The following is a 20,006-nucleotide window of genomic DNA, read 5'->3' as shown; positions in this document are numbered from 1 at the left end:
TCAATGGTTTTATAGCTTATATAATTATTTCGTTATTTTAATCAGTGTGGCATCACCGGCAGGCAGCACAAATTCAGCAGCGTTAACAGAAGTTCCGGATTTATGGGTAAAAAGATCTTCCAGCTGGTATCCACTAAAGGTTTTTAAGCCAAGGGCAGCAGCGTTGACCACAAACTTCTTTTCTTTATCTCCATAATTGAAAATAGCCAGGTAACGGGTATTACCTGATTGCTTAACAAACATTTCCGAGGCTTCTTTATCTGCTTCAAGGGGTTGGAAGGATTTTCCATCTCTAATAACGGCCAATAATGCCTGATTCTGGAACAGTTCTTTTGCACGTCCGGTCCATGGACCTTTCGCTGAAAAATCATCGCCAACAATAAAAGAACCGGTCACAATTGCAGAAAGCGTTCTCGCCCGGTTGGCACCAATATCTTCGGCTCCAAGCACCACATGGTCTGCATCCATATAATCATACAAATGGGTCTGCCACCAGCCATAACTGAGGCTATTGAGGGTATATTTCGTGTCTCTAATAGACTTAAAAGCATCGCAGGCAATCCTTCTCACATGAATGTACCTACCCGAAGCCATGGTTGGAGAAATAGCAGCATAGACCAGCATTTTTCCATCCAGTTGTTTGAGCAAAAAGGACATCCCCTGGTCATAGGCCTGCATTCCTGTGGTCACTTTTGGATCATAAAAATGATCAGATTCTATGGCTGCATGTCCCAGGAAATCAATTTTGATCATTTCATAGCCACATTCTTTCAGCTTCCCGATCACGAGGGCGATTCTTTGCTGAGTGCCTGGATGCGTTGGATCTAATGCCCTGGCGCCGTCAATATCGTGGTAACCCGAGCCTACTTTGGTCCAGAGTTCCCCAAATTTGTAATTCCCGCCTTCTGCCCTTCTGTCGCCGCCCGACTTAAAGCCCCAGTCTGTAAAAGGAGCCCAGTAAATGCCCGGTTTTAATCCTCGTTTTTTAACGTAATCTGCAAATTCTTTTAGCTTTGAATAATCACCCTCCAGTCCGCCTTTCAGCATATTGTCCCAAAAGGAATCCAGGTCAACATATAAGGTGCCCTCACTTCTGAAAGCTTTCAGGCTGTCTGCAAAGAAATCTGTGACCTTTACAATTTTATCAAAGGAAATTTTTTCCTGCATCACGCCCCAGCTGTTCCATCCCAAAGGGGTCGGATGCTTCCATTTGAATACAATCGGGGGCTCCGCGGTTCGGTTTGCTTTGGCATAGGCCTCCATTCCCATTCTCCAATCTTCAAATAAACCATAAAAAACCTTCGGAGATTTAACCACATTGCCTGTTACTGTACCATGAGCAATGGTATCCCTGGTGATGCTTTTTTCTGTAAAACCAGCTTGTACGCTGATAAAGGTATTGCCTGCGCTGTCGATACCTGTAACCGTACCTGTTTTCCAAACCCGATGGTTTACTGATCCGGAGATCAGGCCTTTGAACGAACTGTTGTCGTAAATGGCCGCGACCTCTGAACTGACCTGTTGCTCATTTTTCGACAACTGCTTTGAATTATAGCTGATAAAGGTATCGTTATCGAAAGGAACAAATACACTTCTGAGTGCTTTGATCCCGTTCAAAATAGGAATAAGGCCCTGAACAGGAATCATTTCATTACTGCTGACACTCGTCCCTGAGACTTCGATTTCCACTAAAAAATAAGGCAGCTGATCGTAGGTGTAAAAGATCTGCCTCATATCCGGTTTTCCGGCAGCACTCAGGTTAATGGTATGTCTTATACCCTTTCCAAATTGATCTGAAATCTGAATACTGGTATAGTTCCTTGTTAAATAGTCTTTTGAACTATAGACCTTTCCATTTTCTTTAAGGGTTGAAAATCCGCTTTTTAAGAACTCATCGGAATTCTGGTAGACATTAAAAGTTCCTGATTTCAAGTCGTAGATAATTTTCCCTGACCTGCCAAATTTAAAGGTAAGGGCATTGGCCTGGCTCAGAAAAAAGACCAGGAAGAACAAACATGAAAGTATCTTATTTTTTATCATCTTATGTGTTTTGAAAAGATTTCCAACAGAATATCTTATTAAAGACGCTGAGCTACTACCTCTTTTAGCGCTCCATTTACTTTTACCTTTACTTTTTTGGCCATTGGCGATGCAATCCGGTAATTGACAATTTTGCCATCCTTCCAGCTCATGTCTATCGTGAAATTACCTCTGGCTTTAAAGCCTTTAATATTTCCGTACTTTCTCCAGGCATCCGGCAATGCAGGCAAGAGCTCGATAAAACCGTCATGGCTTTGCAAAAGCATCTCCGCAATACCGGCAGTGGCGCCAAAATTACCGTCAATTTGAAAAGGAGGTCCCGCCGACAAAATATTAGGATACACCCCTCCTCCTGCACCATAATTGATATCCGTCCTTAATGTTGGTTTTAAGATCTCTTTCAGTAGTTTAAATGCACGGTTCCCATCCTGCAACCTTGCCCAGAACAATAGTTTATAGGCTATCGTCCAGCTAGGTCCATCATCGCCCCGCACTTCCAGTGTTTTCTTTGCTGCTGCGGCGAGTTCAGGTGTAGAAAACGGGCTGATCAGCGATGCCGGATATAAGCCATATAGATGAGAAATATGTCTGTGCTGAAGATCCGTTTCTTTATAATCTTCCAGCCATTCCTGGATGCGCCCGTCTTTACTGATCACCCCAGCAGGTGGCACAGATTTTAACGTTTCCTTTAACTCCGCTCTAAATGTGGCGTCGGTATTTAACAGGATTGAAGCTTTGATCACGTTGCCAAATAGTTCTCTTACAATCTGGTTGTCGATCGTTGGTCCCATAGAAATGGCAGCAGTCTTTCCATTGGGAAGATAAAACGAGTTTTCAGGAGATACGGAGGGTGAGGTAACCAGCCATCCTGATTTTGGGTCTTTGATCTGCGCGCTTTTGTAAAACTCGGCAGAGCCCTTTAATATCGGATAGATACTTTTCAGGTATTTTAAATCCTGACTAAACTCATAATGTTCCCATAAGTTGTTGCACAGCCATCCCGATCCGGCATTGGAAGCACCCCAGGAAGCACTTTCTCCAGGCTCTGTAAAGCCCCAGACATTGGTGATCACATGTGCAATCCAGCCATTCGCGTTGTAATAAGCTTTAGCTGTTTTCTGACCTGGTTTTACCAGTCCCCTCACCAGCTCCGACAAAGGCAGGTTCAGTTCAGAAAGATTGGCGACTTCTACTGGCCAATGGTTCATCTGCACATTGACATCGAGGTGGTAATCACTGTTCCAGGGGGTATTTATTTCTTTGGCCCATAAGCCCTGAAGGTTAGGTGGAAGTAAACCCACTCTGGTACTGCTGATGCTTAAATACCTTCCAAACTGGAAGAATAAAGCCGCAAGAGAAGGGTCTGTTTCATAGTTTTTATAAAAGCCATCTAACCTGAGATTGGTAGGAAGCTTTGCCGATGTTCCTTCTCCAAGGTCAATGCTCAGCCTTTTAAAGAGCTTGCCATAGTTGGCGATATGTGTGCTTTTTTGCAATTCATATGGCTTTTTAAGCGCGGCTGCAAGCACCTGTTTCGTTTTTTCTTTAAAAGGAAAACTTCTGAAATCTGTTGCTGCAGCGATATAAATAGTGACTTCTGTAGCATCTTTAATGATCAGTGAATTGTGATTGGCGCTAAGTGTTCCGCCTTTCAGTTTGGCGCTAACCCTGGCCATGTACTGCATCCCTTTACCATCAGTCCCATTATCCAGTTGCCCGGTCATCTGCAATTCATTTCCCTCCGTTTGTACGGCATAGCGTTCGGGTCGGTTCAGCTGGATGCTGAGGTTAAGCTGACCAGGCTGATCGGCAGTTAAGCGGATCACACTGACATCATCATCAAAGCTGGTAAAGTAGGCTCTTTTATAGTTTACGCCATTTACATTAAAACTGCAATTGGCCATGGCCTGTTCCAAAGACAATTCCCGATGGTATTGTTTAACTTCGGGTTGTGCAGTGCCGATTCCCTTGTAACTGAATTCCATTTCCAAAGCGCCAAGGGTTTGATACTTCCCCCATTGCGGGCCGCCGGAACCAGGGCCTTTACACACAAAATCTCTGTTGACCAGGTCCTGAGCTTCGTCATTTTTTCCTTCAAGAATGAGCTGTCTTATTTTAGGCAGGCTTTTATAGGCCTCATAGTTATTGGCATCCTGCGGACTGCCAGACCATAAGGTAATGTCGTTGAGGACTGTTTTTTCTTTGGAAATGCCCCCATCGGGAGTCATCCCCAAACGGCCATTTCCTAAAGGGAGCGTTTCCTCCCACTGGGCAGCCGGTTGATGATAGAATAGCTTTAAATTTTTGTTCTGGCCAAAACTGAGTAAAGCAGCAGCAATACATGCAGTGGTGAGCAGGCATTTTTTGTTTAGGTTCATTATTTCAATTTGTGTGTGTGGTTCAATAAAAAAATCACCTATCGATCAATTTAACGAATCGATAGGTGATCAGGCAACAATTATAAGGCATATAACCTTAAACTTCTGATTTTCATATAATGATCAGTATTAAAGGACAAGACCATTCCCAAGGAAACTACAGTCGTTTGCTTTAACTCAAATTCAAAGCGATTGTTTCTAACTGCAGTACTGCCGAGCGCTGTTCCAAGGTCCTCGACATTTGGAATTCCAGTTCCCGACGCTGCCACGATATAGGCAGGTGGATTACCGTCGTAATTGTTGTCAGACAGCTCGCTGGTAAATGAATACTTGCCTGGAGGTAAGGTAATCGTCTGATAAATTTTTCCGTTAGTGATGGCACTTGAGCCCCAACCGGCTTCAATATTTATGATTCCATCATTATCACTGGCATATCCCCCCATCCCATTGTGGTTCTTCATGGCCGTGTTGGTTACCCAGTCGGCCAGGTCTCCCCATCTGTTATTGTCGTAAGCTGATCTCTTAAAAGGCACCATGTTATTTTTTAAATATATGGCACTTATTTCTCCTTTTAAAGAAAGTGTTTCATAGTTCGAGTAGAACTTATCTATGCTCAAAGGATCGGGCTTATTAATGATCCGGTATTCGATCGGATTACTTTTAAACTTAGGCAGGGTCACTACCTGATCTTTAAGCTGGGCAACAACTACAGTATCATGGATGGTATTGTCCGAATGTTTGTAGCGAATCTGCATCCCAATTGTACCACTTGCCGCGCTAATGTCCTGGAATTTAAGTTTTGCTTCCCCCTGGGTATTAAATTCTGTGCTTAGAATTGCCCTGTTGTTCAGTGCCGAACGGTAACGTTCACCGTAAACATTCCCCACCACATTCATAGGTACCGAAATATGTCCTTCTGAATCATAAGTACGAACCTCGAAGCTCAGTGGACCTTCCTCAAGGTTGCTGATCACGTAATTCACGCTGTCTACCCCTCCTGTACGTTTCACAGGCACATCAACAGAATCAAGCTTGCTGTTCCAGAATACCCTGAACCGGACTACTTTCGGATCCGGATTTAAAGCACCCGATACTTTAATCCTCCCATTTCCGGAGAGGATTCTTAAAGAATCGATCTTGGCAGGATAAACGACTTCACCATGCTCCGTAAATTTTTTATACTCATCTTTTTTCTGACATGCAGTGACCATTAAGGCAAGCCCCAGTATTCCGATGGTTTTATTTATATTTTTCATGTTTTCTATGCTAAAATCAATTAATATACGCCCCATATTGACACCTGAGCTATTTCCATGAAATAACTGCTTCGCCAGTTCTTCAGATTTTTTATCCTTAAATACTTGTATTTAGGGGCATCTTCAGGAAAATCAAATGACCAGCCTGCTTTACCATAGGCTTCATCCGCACCAGTGTCGGTACCTAGCGGTGATCCCGAAGGTTTTAGCACGTTACAGGTCATCAGTCTGGTCCAGCTCGCCCAGCTTCCATCCTGACTTGGATTATTGGATCCCCAGACCTCAAAATCTTTAAGGTTTCCTTTGTCATAGTACCCGGCTTCTCTTCTTGGATAGATTACAATCCTGCTCAACTTTGCTTCTTTGCCTATGCTAAAACTCACGGTTTGCGGACTGCCGGCACTTTCCTGAGTATACATACAAGGCCATTGCCCATTGTCGGTTCTTTTATCCCAGATCAGGTTCAAAGTGGTGCTGTACATGTATTCCGCATCGCCTGGCAACCTTACTTCCTGAAAAAGATCTTTGTTCAACAGGTTCTCTTCCAATGGTGTCAGGTCAATCAATAAGGTATCAGAACGGTTCAGCCACCTGTCGCGCACATAAAAAGCGAATTTTCCCCGCTTTGGTTTCAGCCCTCTGATACTGGCATTGATCACAGAATCCTGCGTGTACACATTCTCCAGATTGGCCCAGTCTCCGTTCCCTAAAGAATCCAGTAAGGGAACAATAGCTACTGTTGCTTTGAACTTGTTGATCGTGTTTACCCTGACCCCGCCAAACGTAGCGCTGGCTTTTAGCTCATTAAAGATCAATCTAAACGGAGCAATCAAAGGGGTAACCGTAACAGAAACCGGTTCAGAGGCTTTTTCACTTTTGTTTACTGCATATAATTTGATCTCATGCGGATTGGTATCTGCAAATCCATCTACAATCATCGTATTGGTATAGCCTGAAGCCAGGACTTCCCGTTGCTGCCCGGTGGCGATGCTGTACACCGCTTTAACATACAGCAGGTCTTTATTATCCGGCAGGTTATAGCTGATTTTTGCCTGGCCATTTTGGTTTTCTACACGCACATTGCTCACTTGTCCGGGTGCAGTCTTACTGTCTTCCAAAATCCCGTTGATCTCCGCTTTGTTGCAGGAAACCAGCACAAGCAGTACATACAAAATAGGGATTATGATATATTTATTTCTTTTCATCTTAAAATCAGTTTGAGGTGTATCCATATTTAATTACCATCCCGGGTTTTGAACAAGGTTGGGATTGACCAGTAAATTGTTCTCTCTGATCGGCCATAAATAATCTCTCGGCGCTATGAAACGCTGCGTATAAATATTTGTTAGCCTGTAAAACAACTCCGGATGGTCTTTATCCTGATCCCTGTCCCAGCCTGTTATATTTTTATTCAGCTCCTGCGCTGCCAGTTTCCAGCGGCGAAGATCCCAGAACCTGCTGCCTTCAAACGACATTTCAATATTACGTTCTCTGCGGATGATGGACTGTAAGCCCAGTTGAGTACCCGGTTTACCTGGATTAACCGAGTATTTGTTCCATGAATCCACCACACCTTCCAATCCGGCACGTTCCCTGATTTTGTCCAGGTAGGTATATACTTCTGAAGAAGGTCCGTCTGCTTCATTTAAAGCTTCCGCATACATTAGATAAAGATCCGCAAGCCTGATCATTGGAAAAGGATACTCTTCAATGTGATTGCTGTTCCCTTCTTTAAAAGCAAACTTCCAGTTGACCAGTTTTTTAGGATAATAGGTAGTTACGGTAATCGATAAACCACTGCCATACTGTCCCAGTTTAAGCTGGGCAGAAAAAGCATTGTCATCACTCCTGTTGCTTTCCATATACCACTTACCCCCATCAAAGCCCAGATCGGCATAAAACCTTGGTTCCCTGTCGAAATTTATCCTTGCCGTCTGATAATTTTCAACGATGTAATAGCGTTCGCTGTTTGTTCCCGTACGCAGTTGTGCTTTGTTAGAGAAATCCAGTGTTTTATCTTCATCAATTGGAACACCGTTTTTAGTATAAAACTGCTCCACAATTTTCATTGGAGGGGCCAGCGTTCCATGTACACTGTTGTTACCGGAGAAAGAGGGATCAATATGGGCCATAGAAGAATATTGCAGCTGCCATGTCCTTGAATTGGGATTCCCCCAAATGATCTCTGTATTCCATTTCTCTGTCACTGCATTTCTAATGCTCATTTCCCTCATCGTCGTACTGGAAAGTGGAAAGGTCGTACCGGGAAAAGTATACAGCTTAATCCCTGCTGTTTCCGCAGCGATAATTGCCTCTTTAGCCGCATTGGCAGCCTTTTTCCATTTATCGGTACTTACCGTCTGATTGAACAGCAGCTGTCCGTCAGGATTCTTAAAATTAACATAATCCTTATTCCCGTTAAACAGCGGACTTGCGGCGTACAACAGTACTTTAGCCTTTATGCTCAAGGCAATTGGTTTGGTAATGTGGCCGAGATCTGTTGCCGGAATCATCACATTGTTTGGCAACTTTGCAGCAGCCTCATCCAGTAATTTCACGATATAGTTGACCACAGAATCAACCGGCTGGCGTTTAACTTTCGTTTGTTCGATCGGGGCATTTACCGGGAGGTTTACATCAACAACAGGGATTGGCCCGTAGTGTCTGAAAAGCAGGAAATGGTAATAAGCTTTCAGAAATTCCACTTCTCCAAGCCATCGGTTGCGCTCATCAATGCTCATGTCGCGGACTTTGTTCAGGTCACGCACATTTTCCAGAAAAATATTGCAATCCCGAATGGCATTGAACATCCCTCCATCCCAGTAATTGACCAAAGGATTTACCACGCTCTGATTTCCCCTGGCCATCGCCCAGTTTGTGGCATTGATACTTCTCGATGGAAAATCCAGCCAGAATTCATCTCCACCCATATAGGCGATATTTTGGGTAGGCTCCCCATCATTTGGCAGGTAAGAATAACAGGTAGCCAGGTATTTGATGGCTTCATTGCGCATGGTAAAGGCATTGTCTAACGTGGGCACATTGTCTGGCACTACATCAAGGAAGCTTTTTTTACAGGCATTCAGGCTAAATAAAAGCACTAAAACCGGTATGATATATATTTTCGTTTTCATGATCTTCTTTATCTTTAATTAAAATCCAACATTCAGACCTATATTGTATACGGCCTGAACAGGATATCCAAGACCTTTCGATCCCATTTCCGGATCCCATAATTTAAAGGGGCTGAACACAGCGAGGTTGGAACCATTTAAGTATAATCTTAAACTGGCAAGCCTAAAACGGCTCAGTGCTTTTTTCGGTAAATTGTAACCAATTTCCACAGATTTTAACCGGAGGAAGCTGCCGTCACGCTGCCACCAGGTAGAAAACTGGTTATTGTTATTATTGAAACCATCGGTAAGTCTTGGCCATAAGGCGTGTAAATTCCGGTTATCTTCCGACCAGTGGTCGTCTGCAATTGCTTTAAGCAATCCATTCTGGAAAGAGCCATTCAATGCAAAAGGCGTAATGTTTCCCGGGTCAATAAAGAAGGAAGACCGTGCGGAGCCCTGGAAGAAAGTACTCACATCAAAGCCCTTAAATCCTAAAGAGAATCCAAAACCATAGATGATCTCCGGATCTGTTGATAAGCCAATCGGCACTTTATCCTTATCAGTGATCTGACCATCGCCATTAATATCGCGGTATTTGATATCTCCACCCATGGTAGGGATCAGTCCGCCAAAATTCTGTGTCGGCGAGTTTCTGGCCTCTATGTCGTCAACAAACAGACGCTCTGCAATCAAACCATATTTTTGTTCAAAAGGATAACCTAATCTTGAAAGGTGTTTTAAGCCCTCCGGATAATCAGGCTCTTCGTTCACCATGACTTCATTTTTTGCATAAGTGAAGTTACCCCTTGCCTGGATCCACCAATTGGAACCAAATGTTTTACTGTAGTCCAGTGCCAGGTCAAAGCCCTCGTTTTTTGCTTTACCAACATTGGCTTGCACAGTGGTATTAAAGCCCATTGTACTTGGAATATTAGAGCGGCCCATCAGGATATTACTGCGAACGGATTTGTAGTAATCAAACACCATTGAGAATCCATTTTTGAAGTTCAGGTCAAAGCCCAGATCTGTTGTCGTGGCCTTTTCCCAGGTGATGTCGTAATTCTCATACCTGCTGACATAATAACCCGGTCTGTAAAAATCCCATTTATCACCCCAGGTATACCCCCTGCCAGTACTATTCGGATCGACATTGGAAAGGTAAAAGAACCGGTCTTCAGACCTTCCGATCTGGTCATTTCCAACCAAACCATAAGTACCTCTAAGCTTAAGCCTTGTGATCACTGGTTTAAGCGGTTCAAAGAAGTCCTCCTCAGAAACATTCCATCCTACACCTGCTGAAGGGAAAAAACCAAAACGGTGGTTGGCGGCAAAACGCTCAGAACCATTATAGCCAAAGTTACCTTCGAAAAGATAACGGTTATCATAAGCATAGGTTAATCTACCTGAAACACCTAGATTCCTTGAAGGCAACGAAGCCTGCAGATCGCCCCCGTTAGCGGTAAGATAATTTCTAAGGATCCCGATGAGCATCCCTGTAACCGCATGTTTTTCTTTAAATGTTCTGCTGTAGTTAACTGCGAGCTCTCCATATGTGGTGGTATTCTGGTTTCTGTTTCCTTGATTATAACTTAGAAACTCAGTGCCTCCCAGGGGGTTTAAAGGAGAAAGAATCCGCTCCGTACTGCCTGGAATAACGGTCAGATTGTAAAAGAACGGGTTAAAACTACGGGCTACATCAAAATAGGAATAGCGTTGAGTATAAGCCATTAATCTGGTCGACAAGCCTTCTGTAATTGCCTTCAGGTCCTGTTTCAATTCCAGCTGGACGTTAACCGTTGAGGTATTGTATTGCTGATAGCCCGAAACCATCCTCGCATATGGGTTAATGTACATATTTTGTGAATCGCCTATAAAAGCGTTACCAAACAAGGGGTGTTTTGAAAACGGCGAATACTCTGCCGGATATACTGCGGGGAACATCACAGGATTAGACCACAGCGCCGTTTGAAATACTGCCGCACCACCATTGATCAGATTGCCCCATTCATCGCGGCCGCCAACCGGACCAGTATAATCATCAAACTGAGCAGAAGTCCTTACGATGGCTTCTGTAGTTGGTGTAAGCTTTAAATTCACATTAGAGCGCACCGCATAGTTCTTAATTTTAATGTTGTTATCTAAATTGTTTTTCTTGTCGGTTCTTAAAATACCATTGTCAACATTATAGGTTCCGGCAACATAATAGCGTGCGGTATTCCCTCCCCCGCTTACATTCATATTGAAACGCTGGTTATTGGTATAATCCTTAATCAGCTGTTCTATCCAGTTGTTATTTGGGTACAGTAATGGGTTGTCGCCCGCTGCAGTATGGTCAATTTTGTTGGGGAGATAAGGCAGGCTTTTTTTAGGATCTCTTGTTAAGACTGCTTCATTTGCCAGATTCATATATGTGATGTTATCTGCAAATTTGAAATTTCTGGTATTGGACGACAATGAGTTTTCAAACCTGACGTTAAACTTGGCGGCACCGATTTCACCCTGTTTGGTCGTCACCAATACCACCCCGTTTGCGCCCCTTGCTCCATATAAAGAAGAAGCTGCAGCATCTTTAAGTACGGAGAAACCGGCGATGTCATCTGGTTGAAGTCGGGCAAGGTCTGTTCCTGTCGATTCCATTCCGTCAATCAATATTAAAGGGTCTTTCTTTCCGGCACCAAAACTACCTACCCCTCTGATAAAGAAGGAGGCATTGTCCATACCAGGCTCACCGCTTCGTTGATAGGCCACCATCCCGGCAATACGCCCGGCCAGCATTGTGGTCAGATTTGAAGTAGGTCCCTTTAGTTCTTTTGGATCTATGGTGGTGATCGAAGCCACCATGCTGCTTTTCTTTTGTGTACCATAAGCTACAATTGCCACTTCTTCCAGGCGATCCTGTGCAGAGACCATCCTTACCGTTACAGGTTTGCCCTTCTGAACGTATAACTCTCTGGGTTTATAACTCACAAAAGAAAAAACCAAGGTGGCGCCTTCTCCGGAAACATCCAGGGTAAATCTTCCCATATTGTCTGTCTGAGTTCCCTGTTTTGTTCCTTTTATCATTACAGAAGCGCTTGGAATGGGTGCCCTATCGACGCTGTCAAGGACAACCCCTGTAAGCCGTTGCCCGGTGGTTTGCGCATTAAGCGAAGTTGCAGTACCAATGCAAACCAGCAGCAATAGCCAACAGCTGTACATTGAAAAAAATCTGGTAAAATTATATTTCATATTCATTTAGTTTGGTTCAGAGAAGAATAATAAACCAGACGAATACCCGCAGGTAGATCCCATAGATGCAGCATGCTTTCATAATTTATATTTGGTTGGCTCGTTGGTTTGTTCGTGTAGCTTAGTTACACTATACTACACTACACTAGTGCCAAGGTTGTGAAAATATTTTACATTCCAAAATTTATTTTTCAGAAGTCATTTTGAACAAACAGAATTAAGACCTTGCGAGCCATGACTCCGATAAGAGGATGAAAATCAACGCGATATAAAATTAAATTATAAAGAATTTCGTCTAATTAGCGTGTTCTTCATGATGTGTTGTATCGGTTTTCTGAAGAGTACAAACTCTGCGGCCATTTCGCCCATTTGAGCAAAATCAATAGAGAATGTGGTAATTCCGTCAAAGATTATTTCTTTAATATTATCGTCATTATGAGATAATATGCCTAAATCTTTTCCGGGTTTCAATCCTTTAATTTTAGAGTCTTTAAGGATTTCCCATAATTCTAAATTATGGATGGTAAAGTATACTTTATTTGGCGCTATGCTGCCCAACTCATATTTGCTTTTTATAACGCCATTGACATCATAGTCCTTGATAAAGCGTTGAAACGAGTCCATAACGTCATTTGGCTCCGCAGATTTTTGCTTAAAAAAGAAAACAAACTCCTCGAATTCCTTAATACGCTCTGCCAGTTCCACAAAGGCATTATAGGATGATTCCTTAAATTCCTGTACGATATAGGAATGTTCTTCAGTCAGGTTTAATTGTCTGTCGACGATCAGCAGCTTATTCATCGGAAACTGCGCAACCAGAGGGATGGACTCAGGAAGGTCAATCGGAGCGATCACATACATGCCATACTTGCCTTTGATGTTGTTGATCGTGTTCTCAAATACAGCAAAGTTATTATGATGAAAGAAAAGATCCAATTGGATGTTTTCGCCTAATTTATTTCTGAAACTCTGGTAAAATGTCTCCTGGAAGGTATCAAATGCATATAATAACAAACAGACCCTTAAATGCTGCTCCGTATCTTCTGTCGCAACAAAGTATCCCTTTCTGTTTTTGGATTCCAGGATACCTCTGCTCACCAGTTCTTTATAGGCCTTTGCAATCGTTTCCCCTGCAAAACCAATTTCCTTGATCATCCGGTTTACTGAAGGTAAAGCATCTCCCCTGACCAATATTTTCTGATCCAGCGCATTAATAATTCCCTGAACCAATTGTTCATGTTTCGAAAATGTGGATACATCTTCCAGCGCTTTAATTTCTGTAATTAATTGATCTAGTTTCATGCAGAAATGCGATAAACAGCAAAGATTAATATTGGCCGTTAATAATTATATTCTGCGGTGAAGATATAAAAGTTTTTAGATTTTTAGGATTTCGGAGATTTTTCTCACTTCATAGTACACCATTTGGCATTCTACATCAGGACATCTTTGCGATGTAAAAAATTATTGTAGTGCAACGCTAATCACTGACGTACATTTTACTTATACCATAGTATTCTCATTGGGATTTCATCTTTAAATTAAATATTGAATTATAATATTACATAAAAAAGAAATAAATACAGAACAGATCAGGTTTTTAACCAAATAATACTTAAAATCGCTTAACGACAAGAAAAAAATGTTTAACACCCCTTTGCCCTATAAACTCGTACAGGTGAAATCAAATAAGTATATCTCCACTGAGAGCTATTCCAATGAGATGATATTTAGATTTTATAGACACAATGAAAAATGTTGCATTAAATATATTGTGTCAATAAAAAGCTATGATAATTCCTTCCTAACATTAGACTTCTATCCAAAAATCAATCTTAGTCCCAAACGGCACTATTGCGATTCTATTCAGGATTTAAGATATAGAATGTTAACCGGACAAAACTCTTTTGGGTATATAGGAGGAACGATATTAGATATTATGAATTATATTCAACAGCAAACAAACATACGTACCTGGGGATTTCTAGCCGCGAATCTTCCAAATGAATTTACAAACTATAATAATAAGCGCTTTAACGTATATAAGGAAGTATTAAGGAGAACTTTTATCCGTCACCAGACCGTCTTTGGGAATAAAGACAAAAGCGCTATTTTTGTAATACCAAATAACAAACTGAAAAACAAGGATTTAATAACAACAAACCATGAGCAGATCTTTTCAGAAACAAATTAAATATACAGGACCAGTAGGCCTATCAGCTGATGTAGCGCGTTCAATAGCAAATCTTCGGCATCTGTCCGGATCTAAAGGAAAATGGTCTTCAACAGCTAAGGAAAACAAGTTTAAAGGAATGGCTGAAAACATTGAAGTTGTCCAACCTTTAATCATTCCAGGATATAAAATCCGGGGGTAAAACCTATTTTTCACTTTTAGATACCACCAATGCAGCCACACTATGCCCTATTGTGTTCGTGATCGCCCTGGCTTCACTCATAAAACGGTCGATACTTAGCAGTACTGCCAGGCCCTCTACCGGAATTTTATGAATACTGCCAACAGTGGTTACCAAAGCGAGAAATCCTGTGCCCGGTATCCCGGAAGCCCCCTTTGAAGTCAACAAAACAATCATCACGATGCTGCATAGTTCAGAGAATGAAAAGCTGATGTTATTGAGTTGTGCCAGGAACACGACCGACATTCCCAGATAAATACAGGTTCCATTCAGGTTCAGGGAGTTGCCGGTTACGGTAACAAGCCTCACTACTGGTTGTTTCAGGCCAAGCCCCTCCAGCCTTTCCATCAATAAGGGAATAACAGAACTGGACGAGGACGTACCCAGTGCATATAAAAGTTCATTTTTGATGTTCCCCAGGAAGGTAAAAACATTCACCTTGAAAGTGGCCAGGAGGCTTCCGAGTACGATGAGTACGAAAAGGAACATCGCGATGTAGGTCCCTGCCAGCATCTTACCTATAGGAACCAGGGTATCCAGTCCATAACGGCCAACCGTATAAGCGATCCCGCAAAAAGTAACGATTGGGGCCAGCAGAAAAATATACCTTAACAGCTTCAGCAAGGTCAGTTTTATTTGGTCAATGACCCTGATCACCTCATTTCTGTATTTGTACTGGTTGATAAACAAGCCTATCGCGATGGCCAAAACAAGGATGATGAGCATACTGTTTTGCAGGACCACGTTTAACCATTCATGATAATTGCTTTCTTCTACCTTTGGAGGAGAGATCGCGCCAAAAAAGCTTTTGTCTATTCGCCCCGGCTTAATCAGCAAGGCACTGCAGATGCCAAAAACAATTGCCATGGAACTCACAATGACGAAATAAACAAGGGCTTTAATCGTGATTCTTCCCGCAAGTCTCAGGTTTTCCAGGCTGCCAAACAAGCTCACAATACTCAGGAAAATGATCGGCGGCACAAAGGGTTCGATAACGGTGACGAACGAGGTTCCCACCCATTGCATTTGTATGGCAAGTTTCGGAAAATAAACACCGCACAAAGTTCCCATCACGATGGCACTGAGTATCTGTAAGCTTAAATAACGGTTCAGCTTATTCGGGTTCAGGTTTGTATTGGTCAGGATGCTCAAATCGTTTCGCTATAGTATTTGCTTCTTGATGAATATACTTAAAACCATCAATTAACCAAGAATCAATGGCGCTCCATTTTTTATCGCTTCAGTTGCCTGATCTTTATAATTCGAAAAATGTTGCTCAAAGCGTCTGGCCAGTTCATTTGCCTGGACATCATATTCCTCCTCATTTGACCATAAAGCCCTTGGGTTAAGGATTTCGGAAGGAACATTTGGACAGCTTTGTGGAACTGCAAACTGAAAAACAGGATGCGGAACAAAACCGACATCGCTAAGTTCTCCATTCATTGCCGCTGCAATCAATGAACGGGTATATTTCAGGCTGATCCGGTTTCCTTTCCCATAGGCTCCTCCAATCCAACCGGTGTTTACGAGCCATACATTTATCTCCGGATTTGCATCCAGCTTCCTCCCCAAAAGCTCCGCGTACTTTAACGGATGCAATGGCAGAAAAACCCGCCCAAAACAGGCAGAGAATGTAGATTGAGGTTCAGAAATTCCCATTTCTGTTCCCGCAACCTTGGCGGTATAGCCGGAAATAAAATGATACATCGCCTGTCCCTTATGAAGTTTAGCAATTGGAGGCAGAATTCCAAACGCATCACAGGTAAGGAAGAAAATATTTCGGGGTATTCCAGCCGAAGAAGGAATTTTAACATTTTCAATATAATCGATTGGATAAGCGACGCGGGTATTCTCAGTTTTACCCGTATCTGAAAAGTCGACGATGCCGGTCTTACCCTCAAGGACCACATTCTCCAGAAGGGCTGATTCTCTTATCGCTCCAAAAATCTCAGGTTCTTTGTCGGCATTCAGGTCTACAACTTTTGCGTAACAGCCACCTTCAAAATTAAAGACCCCATCATCAGACCATCCATGTTCATCATCTCCGATCAGGGAACGGTTAGGGTCTGCGCTAAGTGTCGTCTTCCCTGTTCCTGAAAGACCAAAAAACAGGGCCACATCTCCATCTTTTCCTTCATTGGCAGAGCAATGCATACTCAATACGTCTCGCCCTTCGGGCAAGAGATAGTTCAACACACTAAAAACACCCTTTTTCATTTCACCAGTATAGGCAGTACCACCTATGAGTATGATCTTTTTACTAAAGCTGACCGCCGTAAAATTCTGTTGTCTCGTGCCATCTGTTTCAGGATCGGCTAAAAAACCAGGCGCTTGTAAAATCAGCCATTCCCTGGTTTCCGCTAACTGATCCCCTTCATTTGGTCTCCCAAAAAGATGATGACAAAACAAATTTGCCCAGGGCGTTTCATTGACCACACGGATGTTTAATCTGTACCGCGGATCTGCACAGGCGTAGGCATCTCTTACCCATACTTCTTTGGCAGACAGATAGCTTTTCATTTTAGCATGCAACAAATCAAAATGTGCTTCAGAAATCGGTCTGTTCACCTCGCCCCAGTCGACCGTATTCAGGGTAATGTCGTCGATTACCGTGAATTTATCTTTCGGAGAGCGGCCCGTAAATTTGCCGGTATCCACACAAAGTACACCGGTGCTGCTTAAAGTCCCCTGTCCTTTTTCAAGAGATTGCCGAACAAGCACTTCCGCGCTTAGCTGGTAATGAACATGCTTCCCATATTCACTCATCTTCAGTTCCTGAAATGTTGCCGTTGTTTTCATTTGATTTAGTTAATGTTCGCAAGTTTTCCTTTTTCAATTTCTGTTCCTCCAAGGCTCCAATCCTGTTCCTCCCCGTTTTCTGTTACCGGATTGAACTCCTTCTCACTTTTGGCGATCACGATGGCTGCGACGCCATTACCGATGATATTGGTAAGCGCACGTGCCTCACTCATAAACTTATCTACGCCGAGTAAAAAGGCCAGTCCTTCGATCGGTATTTTGTGCAAGGCTGCCAAGGTAGAGGCCAGGACGATAAACCCGCTACCGGTAACCCCTGCAGCTCCCTTTGAAGTGACCATCAATATTCCAATAATGCTGAGCATCTCCAGCGCAGATAGTTCAACCCCATACAGCTGAGCAAGAAAAATCACCGACATAGAAAGGTAGATTGACGTTCCGTCGAGGTTAAAGGAATAGCCTGTTGGAATAACCAGTCCAACTACAGACTTGCTGCAGCCCATTTTTTCCAGCTTCTGCATAATCGATGGAAGGGCCGATTCTGAAGACGATGTGCCCAATACCAGCAGCAATTCTTCTTTTATATATTTAATGAATTTCCAGATGCTCATTTGATAATACTTCATAATTCCGCCGAGAACGAGGAAGATGAAAATCCCCATGGTCAGGTATACCGTCCCCATGAGTTTTGCCAATGGAACGAGCGTATGAAGACCGAATTTACCTACCGTGTAAGCCATTCCACCAAAAGCACCAAGGGGTGCCAGGTACATCACGTACTTTAGCCCGAGAAAGACGATTTTAGACAGGCGTCCTAAACCGTTGACTGCTTTTTCACGGTGTCTGGAGTAATTGAGAATAATCCCTACAATAATGGCCACCACCAGTACCTGAATGGTCACGTTGTTCATAAAGAAATGTACCCAATCAAAATCCTTTGCAGGTCCGGAAGTATATTTCGAGGCATCACCGATTTGAAGTTTAGACTTATCGATATTTCCGGGCTTCAACAAAACAGCCATTAAAATTCCGATGGCCAGAGAGAACGTAGATACGATTTCAAAATATAAAAGTGATTTCAGGCCTATCCTGCCCACCTTTTTCAGGTCTCCCATCCCACTGATTCCCAAAACGATGGTTAAAAAAATAATGGGCGCGATGAAGAGCTTGATGATGTCGATAAAGGTCTTTCCTATAATTTCCATTTTCACAGCAGTTGCAGGCGCATAACTGCCCAGCACTACACCGGCGATAATGGCGATGAGTACCCAGAAAGTTAAGTTGGCAAGGATCCGCAGCCATACTGGCTTTTTGTTCTGCTGAAAAGCAGGTTGAGGTGATTTTTCGATTAACATGTGGCTCTTTTTTATTAGTCTATATTGATATGGTACATCAGAACAAACATCATTTTCCTATCGGTAACTTGGAGTGCTGTTTCCTGGGTCGTATAAATTGGCCTGCTCTGGGCATTGAAAACAAATTTGGAGGAATGGTCTTTAAGTAGCAGGCTCAATCCGAGGTCATAACTGAACATGGGATCCGATAAGCGGTCGAAGCGGGAATATTGGATTCCAAAAGCGGGCATTAACCGGGTTTTTCTAGTTCGGCGGTTAAAATATGGCAGGGTAATTCCCGATTGAAGAATCAGGCTTTTTCCTGTTCCAACCACAGGGTAGGCATTTCCGGCTCCATTAAAGGCAGCTATTTTACTTTCCATACCATTTGCCATATTGTTTATTCCCAGGTTGCGAATATAACCAGGTCCATAATCATGGAGAAATGCGGCAGCATAAATATTCAGCGAAGTGCCGGTTTCTTTATTCAGCGGCGTATCAAAAAAGACATCTGCGCTGAAAATTTTCATGTTATTTAAAACCGTATCACCAGAATTGAGGCTCCATAACAGGTCTTTTTGATATTCTGCACCGATACCTATTGCCAGCACTTTTTTCTTGCCCAGGTAAGTTCCGGGAGAGATTGGAGAAACATTACTTTCTCTCTCAAAAAACTGCCATTTTATATAAGCAGAGAGGTTAGGTTTTACCTTCAGGTTATTGAAGTTAGCAATTCCTTCCTGGGGTTTCGCCGTTACCGGGATATAAGGTTTCGCTAGGATCAGTCGGTAATCTAATGACCCAAGCTGTCCCTTTGCAAATAGGTTCAGGTTTCGAAGGGTAAGGTCTGTACGGTTCACATTTCCAAGGATCAGGAATGGAACGTCATATAACAAAGTTGATCCTGGGCCTGAGGCAAATCTGGTGAGCCCTTTCCAGTTCGAACGCCCGCCGCCAAGGCTCAGCTGCTTATTCAACTGATATTCGCCATAGGCATCCAGCAGCTCAACCGGGCTTTCATTGTGGGATAAAGCGGTCAGATTGGTGGTACCTGCCTGAACCACAAACATCAGGTGATCCATTGGATTGGCAGTCACTTTCACTCTGAATCTTCTTAGAGACAGGTCTGCAGTATTCGCTACCTGACTTTCGTTGATCCTGCTGCCTGGGTTCATCATCGTATACCTTGCCCAGAACTGCGCATAGGCGGAAAACCTGATCAGTTTATCCGGCTTTTTCTCCTGACTAAAAGAAGGATCCGGAAAAAAAAGGGCAATTCCAAGGGCCAGGATCATTCCTAAAAAAAGAAGTCCTGTATTTCTGATCACCGAAAAAATAGAGATATTAGCCCTCATCTATTCTAAGTTTTATATTTGGTTGTTTCCCGGACAGCAAATAGCTGCACCCGGAAATTAAATATGAGTATAAGGACCGTCGAAAAGGATTTATATCAATAAACGACAGAATAAATAAACGAACGACC

General features: G+C 42.9%; 11 protein-coding genes. All 11 read right to left on the bottom strand.

Going from position 1 to position 20,006, the window contains the following annotated elements:
- Positions 1-24: 24 nt before the first annotated feature.
- Entirely contained in the window at positions 25-2,040 is a 2,016-nt protein-coding gene (locus AAFF35_RS06995) for an alpha-galactosidase (RefSeq protein WP_342331697.1), read from the bottom strand.
- Positions 2,041-2,078: 38 nt separating this feature from the next.
- A complete protein-coding gene (locus tag AAFF35_RS06990; RefSeq protein ID WP_342331696.1) occupies positions 2,079-4,418 on the bottom strand; it encodes a glycoside hydrolase family 95 protein in 2,340 nt (779 codons plus the stop codon).
- Between the two features lie 80 nt (positions 4,419-4,498).
- Positions 4,499-5,674, bottom strand: a complete 1,176-nt coding sequence (locus AAFF35_RS06985) for a DUF4998 domain-containing protein (RefSeq protein ID WP_342331695.1) — start codon at positions 5,672-5,674, stop codon at positions 4,499-4,501.
- Between the two features lie 20 nt (positions 5,675-5,694).
- Positions 5,695-6,879, bottom strand: a complete 1,185-nt coding sequence (locus AAFF35_RS06980) for a DUF5000 domain-containing lipoprotein (RefSeq protein ID WP_342331694.1) — start codon at positions 6,877-6,879, stop codon at positions 5,695-5,697.
- Between the two features lie 33 nt (positions 6,880-6,912).
- Positions 6,913-8,808 (bottom strand): RagB/SusD family nutrient uptake outer membrane protein, encoded by a 1,896-nt coding sequence (locus AAFF35_RS06975; protein WP_342331693.1) that lies wholly within the window; start codon positions 8,806-8,808, stop codon positions 6,913-6,915.
- 18 nt (positions 8,809-8,826) lie between these two features.
- Complete coding sequence (locus AAFF35_RS06970) at positions 8,827-12,018, bottom strand: TonB-dependent receptor (RefSeq protein WP_342331692.1); 3,192 nt, start codon at positions 12,016-12,018, stop codon at positions 8,827-8,829.
- Between the two features lie 279 nt (positions 12,019-12,297).
- Positions 12,298-13,320, bottom strand: coding sequence for a GntR family transcriptional regulator (locus AAFF35_RS06965; RefSeq protein WP_342331691.1), 1,023 nt, complete (start codon positions 13,318-13,320; stop codon positions 12,298-12,300).
- A gap of 1,076 nt (positions 13,321-14,396) precedes the next feature.
- The gene (locus AAFF35_RS06960; protein ID WP_342331690.1) at positions 14,397-15,584 is read right to left on the bottom strand and encodes a cation:dicarboxylase symporter family transporter; all 1,188 of its coding nucleotides are present in this window, start codon (positions 15,582-15,584) and stop codon (positions 14,397-14,399) included.
- A 51-nt stretch (positions 15,585-15,635) separates the two neighbouring features.
- Complete coding sequence (gene pckA / locus AAFF35_RS06955; RefSeq protein WP_342331689.1) at positions 15,636-17,231, bottom strand: phosphoenolpyruvate carboxykinase (ATP); 1,596 nt, start codon at positions 17,229-17,231, stop codon at positions 15,636-15,638.
- 5 nt (positions 17,232-17,236) lie between these two features.
- Complete coding sequence (locus tag AAFF35_RS06950; protein WP_342331688.1) at positions 17,237-18,544, bottom strand: cation:dicarboxylase symporter family transporter; 1,308 nt, start codon at positions 18,542-18,544, stop codon at positions 17,237-17,239.
- A gap of 14 nt (positions 18,545-18,558) precedes the next feature.
- Complete coding sequence (locus AAFF35_RS06945; protein ID WP_342331687.1) at positions 18,559-19,878, bottom strand: hypothetical protein; 1,320 nt, start codon at positions 19,876-19,878, stop codon at positions 18,559-18,561.
- Positions 19,879-20,006 lie beyond the last annotated feature (128 nt).

Origin of the sequence: Pedobacter sp. FW305-3-2-15-E-R2A2, assembly GCF_038446955.1 — a bacterium.
In the GTDB taxonomy this organism is placed as follows: Bacteria; Bacteroidota; Bacteroidia; order Sphingobacteriales; family Sphingobacteriaceae; genus Pedobacter.
The sequence above is the reverse complement of the archived record's forward strand: the minus strand, read 5'-3'. Positions and strand labels throughout refer to the sequence as shown.

What these genes read in the sequence shown, in the direction of transcription:
- AAFF35_RS06995 (WP_342331697.1), bottom strand. Translation starts at nt 2,040, where the DNA reads ATGATAAAAAATAAGATACTTTCATGTTTGTTCTTCCTGGTCTTTTTT.
- AAFF35_RS06945 (WP_342331687.1), bottom strand. Translation starts at nt 19,878, where the DNA reads ATGAGGGCTAATATCTCTATTTTTTCGGTGATCAGAAATACAGGACTT.
- AAFF35_RS06975 (WP_342331693.1), bottom strand. Translation starts at nt 8,808, where the DNA reads ATGAAAACGAAAATATATATCATACCGGTTTTAGTGCTTTTATTTAGC.
- AAFF35_RS06990 (WP_342331696.1), bottom strand. Translation starts at nt 4,418, where the DNA reads ATGAACCTAAACAAAAAATGCCTGCTCACCACTGCATGTATTGCTGCT.
- AAFF35_RS06980 (WP_342331694.1), bottom strand. Translation starts at nt 6,879, where the DNA reads ATGAAAAGAAATAAATATATCATAATCCCTATTTTGTATGTACTGCTT.
- AAFF35_RS06965 (WP_342331691.1), bottom strand. Translation starts at nt 13,320, where the DNA reads ATGAAACTAGATCAATTAATTACAGAAATTAAAGCGCTGGAAGATGTA.
- pckA (WP_342331689.1), bottom strand. Translation starts at nt 17,231, where the DNA reads ATGAAAACAACGGCAACATTTCAGGAACTGAAGATGAGTGAATATGGG.
- AAFF35_RS06950 (WP_342331688.1), bottom strand. Translation starts at nt 18,544, where the DNA reads ATGTTAATCGAAAAATCACCTCAACCTGCTTTTCAGCAGAACAAAAAG.
- AAFF35_RS06970 (WP_342331692.1), bottom strand. Translation starts at nt 12,018, where the DNA reads ATGAAATATAATTTTACCAGATTTTTTTCAATGTACAGCTGTTGGCTA.
- AAFF35_RS06985 (WP_342331695.1), bottom strand. Translation starts at nt 5,674, where the DNA reads ATGAAAAATATAAATAAAACCATCGGAATACTGGGGCTTGCCTTAATG.